This is a genomic window from Pseudomonas sp. P9_31, assembly GCF_034008235.1.
In the GTDB taxonomy this organism is placed as follows: Bacteria; Pseudomonadota; Gammaproteobacteria; order Pseudomonadales; family Pseudomonadaceae; genus Aquipseudomonas.
In genome coordinates this window covers 3820798-3835174 of sequence record NZ_CP125375.1, presented here as the reverse complement: position 1 = coordinate 3835174, position 14377 = coordinate 3820798, and the positions used below count along the sequence as shown (strand labels likewise).

Genomic DNA, 14377 nt, shown 5'->3' with positions numbered 1-14377 from the left:
TGCGAGGACATCACGCTGATTTGCGCGGTAATCGGAGTCATGTTCCTGCAAGCATCAAATCCAGATTCTGCACCGCCGCTCCAGCTGCTCCCTTCCCAAGATTGTCAAACACCGCAGCCAACAAAACCTGCCCCGTCTCATCATTCTCAAACACTGACAATCGCAAACCATCAGTCCCGTTAAGTGCCTGAGGATCAAGAGACGTCAACGCTTTAGCCTCCTGCATCGACATCACCTGTACATGGCTCGCATTGACGTAGTGCCGCATCAGACACCCATGTAACTGCACCGCACTCACACCTGGCGCCAACAACCGGGTTTGCAAGGGGATGGTCAGTACGATCCCCTGCCGAAAAGCGCCATAGGCCGGCACAAATATCGGCCGCTCCGTCAGACCGCTTTGCTGCTGAATCTCTGGAATATGTTTGTGTGCCAGCCCCAGCCCATAGACCTGAAACGCCGACGCCTGTGCTGCGCCTTCTCCCTCATGCTCTTCAACGCCGACACGGCCTTTCCCGGAATAACCCGACACGGCATGAATGTTCATCGGGTAATCCCTGGGCAGTAATCCGGCCTCCAGTAGTGGGCGCAGCAAGCCTATCGCCCCCGTTGGATAGCAACCGGGATTGCTGACCCGTCGCGCGACGGCGATGCGTTGGGCGTGCTGCGGACTCATCTCTGCGAAGCCATAGGTCCAGTCTGGGTGGGTGCGGTGCGCCGAACTCGCATCGATCACCCGAACGGCGGGGTTTTCGATGGTAGCTACAGCGTCGCGCGCGGCTTGGTCGGGCAAGCAGAGAATCGCGATGTCGCAGTTATTGATGGCTTCGGCGCGACGTTGCGGGTCCTTGCGATATTCGGGGCTGAGTGTGATAAGCCGCAGATCGCTCCGGTCGCGTAAGCGTTGATGAATTTGCAGCCCGGTGGTGCCTTGGTCGCCGTCGATGAATACAAGGGAACTTGCCATGGAATGCTCTCGGATACAGGTAATCAGGAGTCCAATCTTCAGCGAAGCGTTAAGATAGGAAAAGTTGAATTTCCAGACGATGAGATTCAGCTTTTCTGAATAAGGAGTGACTCATGCGCGAAATCAGCCTGGACCGTCTGCGTACGTTGGTGGCGATTGCCGATCTGGGTTCGTTTGCCGAGGCGGCCCGTGTGCTGCACCTTGCGCCACCCACGGTCAGTTTGCATATCGCCGACCTGGAGTCGCGCGTGGGTGGCAAGCTGTTGTCGCGCACGCGTGGGCGCGTTCAGCCTTCAGCGATCGGGAACACACTGGTGGAGCGTGCGCGACGGCTGTTGGCGGATGCGGAGCAGGCGCTTGAGGAAGTGGAACGTCAGGTACAGGGATTGGCCGGGCGTGTGCGGCTAGGTGCCTCCACAGGGGCCATCGCACAGTTGATGCCACAAGCTTTGGAGACGTTGAGCCAGCGCCATCCCGCTATCGATGTGCAGGTCGCGGTGCTCACGTCGCAGGAAACTTTGAAGAAGCTTGCCGAGGGCTCTTTAGAGATCGGTTTGGTCGCGCTGCCGCAGCCTCCGGTGAAGGGCTTGCGGATCGAGCCGTGGCGACGGGACCCGGTCATGGCCTTCTTGCCGGCTCGCTGGGAATCCCCGGAGGTTGTGACCCCCGACTGGCTGTCCGCTCAGCCATTGATTCTGAATGACAACACCACTCGCCTTTCACGCTTGACTTCGGAGTGGTTCGCCAGCGGCGGACGGCAGCCTGCGCCGCGTATTCAACTGAACTACAACGATGCGATCAAAAGCCTCGTGGCGGCTGGCTATGGTGCGACGTTGTTGCCGCATGAGGCCTCCACGCCATTGCCCGATACCAGGATCGTCATGCGACCATTGCAGCCCTTGTTGTGGCGGCAACTGGGTATTGCCCACCGTAGTCGGGACATCGAACGGCCTACGCAACATGTGCTGGATGTGTTGTGGGAATTGAGTGCGGGGTAGGGGGATTTTGTCGCACTCGGCGCAGAACTGGCGAAGTACTGATTCAGAGGATGGGTACGACTTGATGCTGTCGGCGCCTTGGACAAGATGTAATGGCACGGGGCTTTGATCATCAGGTTGCAGAGTTGCAGGTGCAGGCAGTGATCCTGAATCGAATCACTGCACTTGGAGTACCGATGACGGTGCGAGTGAGATAAGTCCGCCTGGAGGAAGGGGAGACTCACCTCGCATCAGAGTTCTGCAACAGAGCCGTTTGCGTCTGGACATATTTTGCGGGTGCCAGACCGACCATCCGAGTGAAGTCCCTTATGAAGTGTGCCTGATCAAAATAACCCAGCTCGAGCGCGAGATCCGTCCCCGGCCTGGCTTCGCCGCTCTGCAGCAGGGCCAGTGCTTCATGTAACCGGTATCGGGCAATCACCCACTTCGGACTTACGCCAACGTAATGGGCAAAGAGGCGTTGTAACTGCCGCTCACTAACACTGGACAACTCACTGAGTTGTGCGACTGTTGTCAGTCTGTTGTCTGACGCGATTTGGGCGATGAGGTCATTGAGCAGTTGTACACGCTCATCGGATTGCGGCAAGCAGTGACACAGCAACGCTTCTGATTGCTCGCACAGGTTCGCCATCCCCGGACATTCGATGTGCTTGGCCAACCTGTCGACCACCGTCCCAAAAACCTCAGAGGCCGGGATCGATCGGTTGGCCAGCCGGCTGACAGGTCCGCCCAGAAATGGCTGGAATGCGGCGGGACGAAACTTGATTCCAAACGCCCAGCTGTTGCCAGACAGCGTCTTGCTGAAGCGGGAACGACGGGGGCCCCACACATGGACCTGACCCCTTTCCACAACGAGATGCACATTGGGGTGAGGCAGGGTTTCCTGTTGCTGTACAGGCTGATCACTGAGATTCCAGCTGACATGCCAATAATGTTCTACCCATGCCGCCAACTGGACTGAGGGCGCCTCGCGAATGTGAGTGAACTGCGGGCCCTTCAATCGCTGATTAAGGACGCCTCGTGCGGGCTGCAGGATAACAGTAGAGCCTGGTCGTGTTTTTCCAATCATCGTCGGTCGCCATCTGCTCCAATGCAAATCAGGGATAGGTCCGACTGTGTGGACCGGTCAAATAGGCCACTGATCTCGGCATAGACGGACTCTAAACAGTCGAGGGATTGGCGTCGACAACAACTGCGTCTGGTTTAGACCGTACGACATTATCTGGATTTTTGATGGAGATGACAGCATGCAAGCCAAGGGAACATTCGACGTCCAACTACCCGTCCACTCTGTTGCGCCCGGTACCGAGGCCGCTCAACTGAGCAGAAAGGCCATACACAAAACATTTCAGGGAGGTTTGGAAGCCAATAGTCTGGGAGAGATGCTTGCCTCCCTCTCGACAATCCCGGGATCTGCCGGCTATGTGGCGATGGAGCGGGTTGAGGGTAATCTGGCGGGAAGGCCAGGCAGCTTTGTGTTGATGCATTTTGGAACTATGGACAGAGGCCAGCGAACACTGATCATTCAGGTCGTACCTGACTCGGGTACTGGCGAGTTGGAGGGACTCAGCGGCACGATGGAAATAGATGTTCGTGATGGGCAGCATTACTATCTGTTCAACTATCAACTCATGCCAACGCGAAGCTCAAACGCATAATCCTGATATCGGCCATCACCGTATTGACGTTACCAGCTGCCGTGCTGGATCCTTTGGACTTGGACAGCGCGCGGCAGCCGCAGTTGGTGATGTTGTTTTGATCGTCGCCCCTCGCGGCTGGAGGCGTTTTATCTGGCTCACGAACTGATCCGGCCTTCCCAGAAGGGGCTGGAAGAGGAGACTCAAAGGCGCCGTGAAGCAGAAATGACCGTTGCTGAACAATCCACTCTGGATACTGGGCGCGACGCTGGCAACTTCACTCGCGCAAAGGCAGATTGGGTATCGGATTCACCGATGGCTGGCAGACCTCGCCCGAAGGAAAATTGCAAATGGCTTCCGTCGAGCCAGAGCTTGCATACGATGAACCACTCAATGTGGTGAGTAGGTTCTCCGGTGGTGGTCGTGCCTGAGTTCAGGCGATCTGAAAATCCGACTTTTTCAACAGAATCGGCCAAAAGCGGACCTTGAAGCGGGAAAAATGGTGCTCAAACCGCCTATATGCCGTCGGATGCTTCTCGGTTACCCGAGTGCATATGCGTAACTTGTCTTAGCGACCTATCACTCACTCGCGGCGGTTGGCTCAAGGGTGACGGTCATCTCGCCGAAGATGGCTTGGTAGGCCTCCTGGCACGAACTCTCTGCAGTCAGTAGCGCGTCGTCAACGAGCTGCGCGCCCACGGGGGTTAAGCATGCATAACCAACGCGCGCATCGCGGGGATCGCTTTGGCGAGATACCCAACCTATTTTTTCCAAGGGCAGGAGGGACTTGGTTACGGCTGACGCGGTTAAGCCCATGCACTCTGCCAAATCTGCACGACGAAGCCTGCCGCCGTGGGCTTGCTTAAGATGATGCAGAATCATGAAGTCGCTAAAGCTCAACCCATGCACGGCGGAGAGTTTGGCGTCGATACGCCGAGTGGCGGCAGTGTATGCCCGGGATATGCGGATATAGCGTTCAAGTGTTGAGGGCGAAGTGCCTTCCGCACCCGGTGTGTAGTCAGACATTGCAACACTCCTTCAGTTCGGATGGGGATGGGTGTTCAAAGCGTGCGTCCATGGCCTCGAACATTTGGGCCGTTATTTCGAACGAATAGGTCGCACCTTTTTCTAGGTTTCGTTGCAGTACGCGCTCACGGCGTAGCGACTTATCGGCATTTACGAAGTGGCTAAGCACCTCATAGCCCGCGTTGTGGGCCTGCAGTCGGATTTGAGTGCGGTCTGCTTTCGTCATAAAGCCTTGATCCAGCACCACGTCCTTGCCCGACGCTAGAACCTGCACGCACGTTTCCCATATTTGCGACTCGCAACGTCTAACACGGGGAAGCACCCATTCCAGGCTAAGGGGCTGAGGCAGATCTGGGCCGTATAGACGCTGCATCCATTCATCAATCGAGAAGCTGACAGCGTTTAGCTGGGCCGTTATCTGCCGAGCTAGTGTCGACTTACCGGCCCCGAGAGGGCCGAAAATAATGTGTACGGTGCTCATCTGTCACCTTGTTTCTAGGTAATTTACCTATACAGTATCTAGACGTCAGACTGGCGTTGTCAATCCACAGAACGTTTTGAAAAAACTGCTTTCCTGCAAAGTGGTAAGTGAACAGTGATTCGACCAGACGCTGCCCCACACCTCAGATGATTGGCACCTTTGAGATCGGCGCAATGTGTAGCGAGGATCATAAAGGCTGCTTTTAGGGGCGCGCTCTACCTGTTCCGAAGGCATCGTCCGGCAGAGCTTGCTACTCTTGCTCGGGCTCGTCGAGCGCCTGGAAACCGAGGGCAGTGGACCCGCGCAGATCCGGCGGTTAAGTATGCTCGTCAGCCGTCAACAGCCCCTGATGCGACAGTTAGGCCTATCGAGACCGCGTAATTGGATACCCGCCGTAGAGAGCGCAGCAACGAATTGTCCCTGGACTGGCTTAACTTCTTCCTCGCCGATGTGCGCGATGGACTGGGGCCTTATCTGGCGATCTATCTGCTGGCCGTGCATAACTGGGAGCCGGCGAGCATCGGTCTAGTGATGACACTGGCCGGAGTCGCCGCGCTGCTCATGCAGACCCCAGCCGGTGCGTTGATCGACCGGACTTCGGCGAAACGGGCGGTAGTGGTAGTCGCCGCGCTGCTGGTAACCGGTAGCTGCCTGCTGCTGCCGTGGGTGACCTCGTTCGGTCTGGTGGCGCTGACGCAAACCGTCAGTGCCATCGCCGGCTCCGTGTTCGCCCCGGCCATCGCCGCGATCTCGCTGGGCATCACCGGCCCCCGAGCCTTCACCCGCCGCACCGGACGCAACGAAACCTTCAACCATGCAGGCAATGCCTGCGCCGCATTGCTGGCCGGCGGATTCGCCTATCTGTTCGGCCCGGTGGTGGTGTTCTACCTGATGGCGGTGATGGCACTGGGCAGCGTGATCGCTGTCAGCCTGGTTTCGGCCAAGGCCATCGATCATGAGGTCGCGCGCGGTTTTGCCTCCACCCCGGCGGGCGGCCATGCGCATCCGTCCGGAGTGAGGGTGTTGCTGGCCAACCGGCTGCTTCTGCTGTTCGCCGTGTGCTGCTCGCTGTTCCATCTTGCGAACGCGGCCATGCTGCCACTGGTTAGCCAGAAATTGTCCCAGGTCAATCTGCAGATGGCCACGCCGTTGACCTCCGCCTGCATCGTCGCCGCGCAGTTAGTGATGGTACCGATGGCCCTGCTGGTCGGCGTCAAGGCTGACCTGTGGGGGCGCAAGCCATTGCTGCTGGCCGGTTTCCTGATCCTGCCGCTGCGTGGCCTGCTTTACGTGGTGTCCGACGACCCGTACTGGCTGGTGGCCGTGCAGTTGCTCGACGGTATTGGCGCCGGAATCTTCGGCGCCTTGTTTCCCGTAGTAGTCAAAGACCTGACGCAGGGTACTGGGCGCTTCAATGTCAGCTTAGGCGCGCTGTCTGCGGTATTTGGCCTGGGCGCGGCCCTCAGCCCCGGCGTAGCGGGGCTGGTGGTACAGGCAGCGGGCTACGATGCCGCGTTCGTGACCCTGGCCGCGATTGCTGGTGCGGCTTTCTTCCTGCTGTGGCTGGCCATGCCGGAAACCCGTAATAGCTCGGGCGACAAGATTGACACCTCGGAGCTCGCCATCACCCCCACGGCCGTCAACTGATCATGCCGCGCCGAGTCTTGCATTCACCTGAGTAAACTACATGCCTGTATTTGATCCATCCTCGCTCATCTGGACCGTGGCCGCCGTTGCGACCGGAGGGGTAATCCTGCGCCCCTGGCGCGTGCCGGAGTATGTCTGGGCGGTCAGCGCCGCTGTACTGCTGACCGTGTTTGGCCTGGTGCCGCTGCAAACTGCACTCGCCGCCGTCGCCGAGGGTGGCGATGTGTACCTGTTTCTGATCGGCATGATGGTGCTGGCCGAACTGGCGCGCCAGGAAGGGCTGTTCGACTGGCTGGCCATGTACGCGGTGCAGCACGCCAGGGGCTCGGGCCAGCGCCTGTTTGACCTAGTGTTCCTGGTGGGGACACTGGTCACGGTGCTCCTCTCCAACGATGCCACGGCCGTAGTGCTGACCCCAGCGGTGTACGCCGCGTGCAAGGCGGCCAAGGCCGAGCCGCTGCCTTATCTGTTCATCTGCGCCTTCATCTCCAATGCCGCCAGTTTTGTGCTGCCCATCTCCAACCCGGCCAACCTGGTGGTGTTCGGCAGCCAGATGCCGCCGTTGCTGGAGTGGCTGCGGCAATTCACCTTGCCGTCGCTGGCCGCCATTGTCCTGACCTACCTGGTGCTGCGTCTGGCCCAGCGCAAGCAGATCCGCCAGCCCCTGGCGACGGCCATCGACGTGCAACCGCTGCCCAGCGGTGCACGCCTGTGCGCGCTGGGTATCGTGCTGACAGGCGTGCTGTTGCTGGCGACCTCCGCCTTGGACCGGCAGCTCGGCTTACCCACCTTCTGCGCCGGCATCGCCACGGCCGGGCTGATCCATTTGCGTCAGCGGCGTAACCCGATGCCGGTGCTCAAAGGCGTGGCATGGGGCGTGTTGCCGCTGGTCGCGGGCCTGTTCGTGCTGGTGGAAGCGGCGGCACAGACGGGTGTGATCGACCACCTGGCCCATGGTTTGGCCGCGCTGGCGCGCAGCTCCGAGGTCCAGGCGAGCTGGAGCGCCGGCATGGTCGCTGCCATCGCCGGCAACCTGATGAACAATCTGCCGACCGGCCTGATCGCCGGCTCCGTTGGTCATATTGTCGATTTGCCAGCGCGAACTACTGCGGCGCTGCTGATTGGCGTCGACCTCGGGCCGAACCTGTCAATTACCGGCTCCCTGGCCACTTTGCTCTGGTTGGTTGCCATTCGCCGTGAAGGCGAACACGTCGGTGCCTTGGACTTCCTGCGCCTGGGGGTGCTGGTAATGCCTCCCGCCCTGATCGGGGCGCTGTGGTTGCTTCATCTATGAGGCTGGTGTTTTTCGGTAACGACGCGATAGTCTGCTGCTCTCACGAAAGACTCCAGCCTAACTACCTCAACCTGGTCAGTGGAACGTCCATTGCTTTTGGCCGCTTGCTGCCTAAAGCGGTCAAATCACTAAACGCATGTTCCACCGACAAAGAATGGGATTCGCTGAATTTCCGCCTCGCTCATTACTCGCCAATCATTTGGCAAAATACCGTACTCGAACTCGGCGCTTTCCAGTGCCTCATCCAATCCAGGCATCAAGTGGTCGCCTTCAATTTGGAGTTCTCCGTAGTCCTTAAAGCGTATCTCCAGATACACCAGGTCATCGTCTTCGGCCTTTAGGCCGAAAAGCACGATAGCGGTAACGTCAGGCCGGAAATCGCTGATTTTCCTTACATAAGCAAATAGGTTACTTGTGGGCTGGGGCATGGCGTCGGCCGTATCTATTGATGGTGGGGCAGGGCATTTTATATGACCTTAGCGTCGGCTCAGCACAACCTCTCGCGCACAGCCCTCAACACCGCTTCGATGTGCCAGGTTTCGACGCCGATGGCGACTGCTTCGCAGGCATCAAGCACTAACTCGATTTGGGTGGTTATGCCTTGTTCGAGAAGCAGTCGCTGCGTGTCTTCAAGAAGCCTGCGTTTACCTGTGAGCCAAAGTCGTTGTTTGCCCGTCAGCAACGCAAGGGTTTGCGGGTAGGTGCAATGCGGTTTTCGACGCAAATTGACCAGCGCCGGTTTGTCGCCTCGGTCAATTGCCGGGGTCAGTACATACTGGTTGCCCGACACTGCCTCCAGATCGTATTTGTCTTGCAGATACTCATCGACACTCATGCAACTGACGACCGTCTCACGCTCGCCCGTCATGACGTTGATCAAGTGCGCGTTAACACCGACGTAGCAGAACTCCGTCATGCCGTGGACGACGTAATCCTCACTGTCACTGCGAATAACCCAGTAATCACCGTTGGCGGAAAGCTCACATGACTGAATGACAAAACGCTCAGGTTTGCCATCTCTCATGACGCCGTCAAACAGGCCAAGCACGATTTCGCAGGCATGCTCGGCGGTTAGCACGGCGTTGATCTCTGTCACGCTTTGCCAAAACCAAACAATGAACGCAGCCAGCCAGCCGACTTCCGTTCATAGAAGGGTGCGGTTTGCTTGAGGAAGTAATCGCTAAGGCCTGATTCCCCTTCGTGAATGCGATAGAGGTCAACGGGTTCGCCATCCGGAGCGGTATCACCGGCAACGTTACCGGCTTCGCGCATGACCAGTTCAATATCTCCGTCCGCTTCAATACCAATGATCAGATGAGGCTTTTGATCAGACGATGCGTCATGCATCAACGCCAGAAACGCACGCTTTACGTTGCGATGTTTGGCGAGTAATTGTGTGAGCGAGTTGACCATCTTCGACGGATATTGCGACGGCTGTCCGAGCAGCACTTTGGTGTCTTTTTCGACCGTGCGCTGCACCGGCTTTTGGCCGATCTCGTCGGAGAGCAGATGGCGTACTTCCTCCGGGAAAAACTCTTTCCCGTAAGGAGACTTTGGATTGAGGAAAAGAGGGGTGCCCAGTGTGATTTCAAACAGCGATCTGGCCGGGATCTCTACGTAGGACTCTTCGCTATCTATGGATCTTTGTAGTGTTTGCAGCGAAGAAAAAAACGGGATGACAGCGGAGCCGTCAGGCTTTTGCCAATGCGCGATGCTGATGTTGCTACCAGCCTCGAGGTTGACTTGACCTTCGCCAGTGCCGGCAGTGCCAAGGACGTAGATAGTGGAATTCAACAGAGTCTTGAAAAAGTCAGGTCGATGGGCCGGTTCATCCGCCGCCAGCCTGAGTGATTTTTCGAGGGTGTTTTCTTGCTTGGTATCCATGATGTCCATCGGCAGTTCCATCAAAACAGACAAAAAAGTGAGCGGCAAAGAGCGCGCAGTTTTTCACGCGACTGTGAAAACAGGAAGAACAGCAGGCTAATAAATCTGAAGCATACGGAGAGTCACCCTGAACGGTTTTCCAAGGAGAGCTCCTCCATATCAGTGGTGGATGAAGAGCCCAATGCGGTTCGCCTCGAAGGGCTGCATCTGCACCATCGCCTGCACCACGGGTACTGATGACCACCGGCACACTGGCGGATCGGTATGGGCGCAAGCGAGTGTTTGTCATCAGCCTGGTGCTTTTTGGCATTACCACTGGGCTGTGGATAGGCGCAAAACGCCCGATGCACTCGGCTATCGGTTCAGTAGAGGTGCCAGCAGTGCACACATGCCGCGCCAGTGCGAACCCTCCCAGTAAATCCGTTGGCAGGCGTCGCAGCGCAGGAAGTGTGAATAGAGGACGCCAACGCGTGGCGGTACCTGCGGCCGGGCCAGTTCCGGGCTGATCTCGTGCAGCGGCAGGTTGCAATGAAGGCACAGGCTGAATGGGCGCGCGCTACGCGCCAGGTCGAGGCGCTCGTACAATTCGCGCAGCTGCAGCGACGGTTTCAGGGCGTGCACGTAACAGCCGTGGCTGATGATTCGCCGCTTGAGCAGTTCGCGGTCGCGGGTTAGCACGATGCGTCCTTGCTGCGCAGCGATCTCGGCGATCTCGGCATCCTCGAAGCCATTGTCGTACAGGGTGTCGAAGCCGCTCATGCGCAGCAGGCTGGCCAGCCCGCCAAGGTGCGCATCAGCGACGAAGCGTAGCACCCGTAAAGGTTGCGCACGAACCTTGAGCAGTGGGCTGATGTCCAGTGCTTCGAACTTGGGATACACCGCCAGCCGGTCACCGTCGAAGATCACCCGCTCGAAACCCACCGACTCGCCGTTGAGCAGCACCAGCTCGACCTCGGTGTGCGGTATCCCGAGCGCCTCGATCATGTGCTTGACCGTCGCCCCTCGCGCGCACTCGCAAGTGAAGGACTGCCGCCGCCGTTCGGCCGGCAGGAAATCGTTGAGCTCCTCGTAGAAGCGGAAGGTTGCACGGGTCATGTTGAACAGTATGGCAGGGCTGCGGGATGAGCGAGTCCAGTGCGGCAGCTTTCGACTGTGGATTCCTGTTAATGGGTTAGTTTGAGTTTTCTGCTTCGTGCAGGCGCACCTATCCCGTAATAGGCGTTTGGCGGCTTTTTTGGTGTGCCTATCCGCCTGAGAAATATAGAAAAACCTGGTACGCAGTGAATGCCGTAACCAGGTGATATAAAGCGTGTGTTGTTCTGATCCGTTTCTCTCTGTTGCGAGATAAAAAAGTCACCTAAATGAGATCAGAAGTTTATATGTCGGAGCAGACAAAATCCGAGGATTTCACACGCTGTCGACCATTAAGCTAAAGTTGATGGAGAAAATAAGGGCTGCCGAGAAGCAGATAAACACAACACCCCCAATTCTATTGACGATCAAAAAGCCCCTGCCAAGAGAAACTTTTTGTCGTGCTGAGGTGGCGATATAGCCATAGGTGAAGTGAATCAAGAACACCAGTGCGCAAAACGTGGACGCCAACAATGTGAATTGAGGAACGAACGGTTGATCTGCCTTTATGAATTGCGGAAAAAGAGCCATGAAGAAAACGATTGGCTTGGGGTTAAGCATCGAAATGAAAAAACCCTGCCTGAATCTGGCTATCACACTGGGGGTGTATTCAGAGTGTGTTATTTCATTGAGGTTGTTTTGAAATTTCGGTTTGGATCGCAGGAGCTTTAATCCAAGGTAAATGAGGTAAGCCGCACCCATTAGTTTAACGACGTTCATCATCCAGGCAGAGCTGGAAATAATCGCTCCCACACTGCTTGCCGCAATGATAGAGATCCCCCCCATGCCGAGGGTCACGCCAAGGATTCCAGGCAAAGCATTCTTCAGTCCATAGGTGAGTGAGTTTGTTAATGTCAGTAACACCCCAGGCCCCGGGCTGGCGATCGTCAAGCATGATATCGTCACGTAAAAAAGATATTCTTCCACTGTTTATCTCCACGCAAAACAAAAGAAGGGCATAAGCCCTTCTGATTATTCAACTTGTTTTTGAGATTTTTAACGAACGGTACTCTTGACCTTCAAAGAACGGGCTGTCAACAAGAAGTTCGCCATGTTCCTTTGCGACTTCTAAGTGAAAGCGCGTCGGCCCCGAGTATTTGAAATGTTCGCGGGGAATTTCAAGGTCATGAGCGCGACGATAGTCATAGGTACTGGTGTCGCAGAAGAAGCGCATGACAAACGCTGCACGCGAGCTTACGGGGCCTTCCTCCAGCATGATGCTTCGGTGAATGACATTCTTGTCGAAAATGAGCGCATCACCCACCTCGAATTCGTCCTCGACGGCAAAGTGATCCAGTAGCTTTTTAATCGCTGGGTCATTCAAAGGACCATCACGAAGGTGCACGAACTCATCGATGGTGGTCTCCTCGCCTCGCTCAATACGTTCCGATAGGAGTTGGAAAATCGAAGGATCGACGTGTTCATACATGAACGCACCCGATACGGCGTCTTTTGGGACATACGCCATACCGCCTCGTTGCCCTTTGGGGTCGATTTTGACCAAAGGAGCCCAGATTGTGCAGCCATAATCTTCCGCTTGGTGATAGCCGAAACTTTGCGTACCGATATGCCAGGGGAAGCCCTTGTTTTTCATCTTTTCAAGCTCGAAGGAAAGAGCTTGGGCAAAAAACATGGTTTTACCCGTTAACGTTTTCATGACATGTTTGAAGTGGTCATCTTGAATAACGCTGGCAATCATCGGATCGCCATCATACATATCAAATGCCAAGCGGCTAAAGCCGCTCTGATACTTGTCAGTAGGCGTGGAGATACGGTCACCAATGGTTGATGTCAAATAACCGGTTATATCTCTATTGTAAAAACCTTTGAGAAAAAGAAAACCCTGCTTGCGAAACTTCATCACCTGATCTTCGGTTACTTGAAACTTTTCGTTGATCATTATAACTCCATGTTTTATTGGCTGATGTGGTGCAGGACATTTTCGTGTGCTATTAAATCCGACTAATTTCCATGCCCCAGGCGCCGTGCACTGTAAAGTGCCCATTGTGGGGGGCGGGATATAAAAAATTAGGCAGGAGATTTTATTGCCCGAATTCTAGGGTGTCTGAATAGCGGCAATTAGCATATAAGATGTCATTCCTTTCACTGATACAGCTCCTTCAATGAGAAGATCCTCTTCTCATTGAAGGAAAGCCTAATGTGCTAAAAACGTTTTGTAAACATTTTCTGAATATAAGATTCACCAGAGACTCGCAAACGCAATCTGCGTACTAGCTAAAATAAGTGTTCACCGCCCCAACGGTCCCCCACCACCCGCTTTGGACATCGAGATCAAGCAAGCGTGAGCAACCCTGCGGTGAAAGCAATCCTCGCAAAATCAGGCTTCTGGTTCAGCGTCAAAAAAGGGGGAGAAAGACCTTTGGGCAGAGGCTTCCGGACTCGGATTTCACGTAGCAGCGTGCAGAAAGGCGTTTACACCAGTCAATGATCAGGCAGTTTGGGCGGACTGACTTTTTCAACAGAGTCGGTCGATTGCTGCCTGTCAGTAAGGGTGGCTCGCGACCCAAAGTTGGCGGTCGACACCGGCAGTTATCAGCCAGAAGTAGACATTTCTCATGTGTTTATACAAACGCGGAGGCAATTCACCCTGACCCCGCTAGCCCTGCTGATCACCTATGCAGTCAGGCAAGTTGGGGCCAATCTCGATCATGCCGGCGGAAACTCTGGGGACGCTGCTGAAGCCCCAAGACAGAGGTCCCCCATAGTTCACCAGGTCGTAGATCGCGCTTTCGCCAATCAGCTGGCCGTTGCGATTATCGTATAAGCGAAAAAAGGCCGGAAGTTCCCAGCTGAAAAACCACTCTAGCTGGTCCGGCTCGTCCGGGGGCGACTGGGGGTGAAGGAAGTCGGGCAGTACCCGGAAAGGTTTGAACTCCTGAACTCAGTAGCAGCCGTTGGGGCTGATCCTGGCGGCGCCGACGGGCTTCGCCAGAGCCTTTTCCCACCACTGTGAAACGGCCCATTGTCCCGCGCAGAACACGAGCGCACTGAGGGCTAAAGTCGGGAGTCGGGTTAGTTTTTTCATGTTCGGGGATCTATCTGAAACTTGCATGTGCTAACGCTAAACGCGCGGATCGACTGCCGGGATGGCGAAAGCGCGGAACTGTTCAGCGTCGGGCTCGACCCAACCAGGCTCCCAGAACAGCGTGTCCAGATGACCACGGGTAGGCTCAGGCGCTTGCCGAGGGCGCGGGCGAGGGTAGATTTGCCGCTACCGGCATTGCCCAGAATCACAATCCGTTGCAGGGGACTTCCTTTCGCGAAAAAAGCCGGCGTTTGTGCAGCTTTTGG

The 14377-nt window shown here is 56.2% G+C and carries 14 protein-coding genes and 3 pseudogenes; 6 read left to right on the top strand and 11 right to left on the bottom strand.

Features of this window, described 5'->3' with window-relative positions; translation table 11 throughout:
* Positions 1-37: 37 nt before the first annotated feature.
* A complete protein-coding gene (gene argC / locus QMK51_RS16825; RefSeq protein ID WP_413817490.1) occupies positions 38-967 on the bottom strand; it encodes an N-acetyl-gamma-glutamyl-phosphate reductase in 930 nt (309 codons plus the stop codon).
* 113 nt (positions 968-1080) lie between these two features.
* On the opposite strand from argC, the gene QMK51_RS16820 reads away from it, so the two are divergent.
* Both QMK51_RS16820 and QMK51_RS16815 read left to right on the top strand, forming a co-directional pair.
* Positions 1081-1965, top strand: coding sequence for a LysR family transcriptional regulator (locus QMK51_RS16820; protein WP_320390977.1), 885 nt, complete (start codon positions 1081-1083; stop codon positions 1963-1965).
* Positions 1966-2030: 65 nt separating this feature from the next.
* Positions 2031-2162, top strand: a pseudogene (locus QMK51_RS16815) (IS5/IS1182 family transposase); the annotation flags it as partial.
* Between the two features lie 23 nt (positions 2163-2185).
* On the opposite strand, the gene QMK51_RS16810 reads toward QMK51_RS16815, so the two are convergent.
* The gene (locus QMK51_RS16810; protein WP_320390976.1) at positions 2186-3034 is read right to left on the bottom strand and encodes a helix-turn-helix domain-containing protein; all 849 of its coding nucleotides are present in this window, start codon (positions 3032-3034) and stop codon (positions 2186-2188) included.
* Positions 3035-3212: 178 nt separating this feature from the next.
* Between QMK51_RS16810 and QMK51_RS16805 the strand changes: the two genes are divergently transcribed.
* Together QMK51_RS16805 and QMK51_RS16800 are read left to right on the top strand one after the other, a co-directional pair.
* The gene (locus tag QMK51_RS16805) at positions 3213-3623 is read left to right on the top strand and encodes a DUF3224 domain-containing protein (protein WP_320390975.1); all 411 of its coding nucleotides are present in this window, start codon (positions 3213-3215) and stop codon (positions 3621-3623) included.
* Positions 3624-3782: 159 nt separating this feature from the next.
* Positions 3783-3988, top strand: a pseudogene (locus QMK51_RS16800) (hypothetical protein); the annotation flags it as partial.
* Between the two features lie 193 nt (positions 3989-4181).
* On the opposite strand, the gene QMK51_RS16795 reads toward QMK51_RS16800, so the two are convergent.
* Both QMK51_RS16795 and QMK51_RS16790 read right to left on the bottom strand, forming a co-directional pair.
* Positions 4182-4628 (bottom strand): MarR family winged helix-turn-helix transcriptional regulator, encoded by a 447-nt coding sequence (locus tag QMK51_RS16795; protein WP_320390974.1) that lies wholly within the window; start codon positions 4626-4628, stop codon positions 4182-4184.
* A complete protein-coding gene (locus QMK51_RS16790) occupies positions 4621-5109 on the bottom strand; it encodes an ATP-binding protein (RefSeq protein ID WP_320390973.1) in 489 nt (162 codons plus the stop codon). The genes QMK51_RS16795 and QMK51_RS16790 overlap by 8 nt, the downstream gene beginning before the upstream one ends.
* 381 nt (positions 5110-5490) lie before the next feature.
* Here QMK51_RS16790 and QMK51_RS16780 point away from each other — a divergent pair, with 381 nt between their 5' ends.
* Together QMK51_RS16780 and QMK51_RS16775 are read left to right on the top strand one after the other, a co-directional pair.
* Positions 5491-6756, top strand: a complete 1266-nt coding sequence (locus tag QMK51_RS16780; protein WP_320390972.1) for an MFS transporter — start codon at positions 5491-5493, stop codon at positions 6754-6756.
* Positions 6757-6796: 40 nt separating this feature from the next.
* Positions 6797-8050, top strand: coding sequence for an arsenic transporter (locus QMK51_RS16775; RefSeq protein WP_320390971.1), 1254 nt, complete (start codon positions 6797-6799; stop codon positions 8048-8050).
* Between the two features lie 128 nt (positions 8051-8178).
* Here QMK51_RS16775 and QMK51_RS16770 read toward each other — a convergent pair whose 3' ends face one another.
* The 7 genes and pseudogenes from QMK51_RS16770 to QMK51_RS16740 form a co-directional block, all read right to left on the bottom strand.
* Entirely contained in the window at positions 8179-8478 is a 300-nt protein-coding gene (locus tag QMK51_RS16770) for a hypothetical protein (protein WP_320390970.1), read from the bottom strand.
* A gap of 59 nt (positions 8479-8537) precedes the next feature.
* Complete coding sequence (locus tag QMK51_RS16765; protein ID WP_320390969.1) at positions 8538-9146, bottom strand: hypothetical protein; 609 nt, start codon at positions 9144-9146, stop codon at positions 8538-8540.
* The gene (gene sseB, locus QMK51_RS16760; RefSeq protein WP_320390968.1) at positions 9143-9943 is read right to left on the bottom strand and encodes an enhanced serine sensitivity protein SseB; all 801 of its coding nucleotides are present in this window, start codon (positions 9941-9943) and stop codon (positions 9143-9145) included. Before sseB ends, QMK51_RS16765 begins: the two co-directional genes overlap by 4 nt.
* A 345-nt stretch (positions 9944-10288) precedes the next feature.
* Entirely contained in the window at positions 10289-11029 is a 741-nt protein-coding gene (locus tag QMK51_RS16755) for a Mut7-C ubiquitin/RNAse domain-containing protein (RefSeq protein ID WP_258696259.1), read from the bottom strand.
* A gap of 312 nt (positions 11030-11341) precedes the next feature.
* A complete protein-coding gene (locus QMK51_RS16750; protein WP_320390967.1) occupies positions 11342-11992 on the bottom strand; it encodes a LysE family translocator in 651 nt (216 codons plus the stop codon).
* A gap of 49 nt (positions 11993-12041) precedes the next feature.
* Positions 12042-12965, bottom strand: a complete 924-nt coding sequence (locus QMK51_RS16745; protein ID WP_320390966.1) for a hypothetical protein — start codon at positions 12963-12965, stop codon at positions 12042-12044.
* A 1191-nt stretch (positions 12966-14156) separates the two neighbouring features.
* A pseudogene (locus QMK51_RS16740) lies at positions 14157-14332 on the bottom strand (AAA family ATPase); the annotation flags it as partial.
* Positions 14333-14377: the final 45 nt, after the last annotated feature.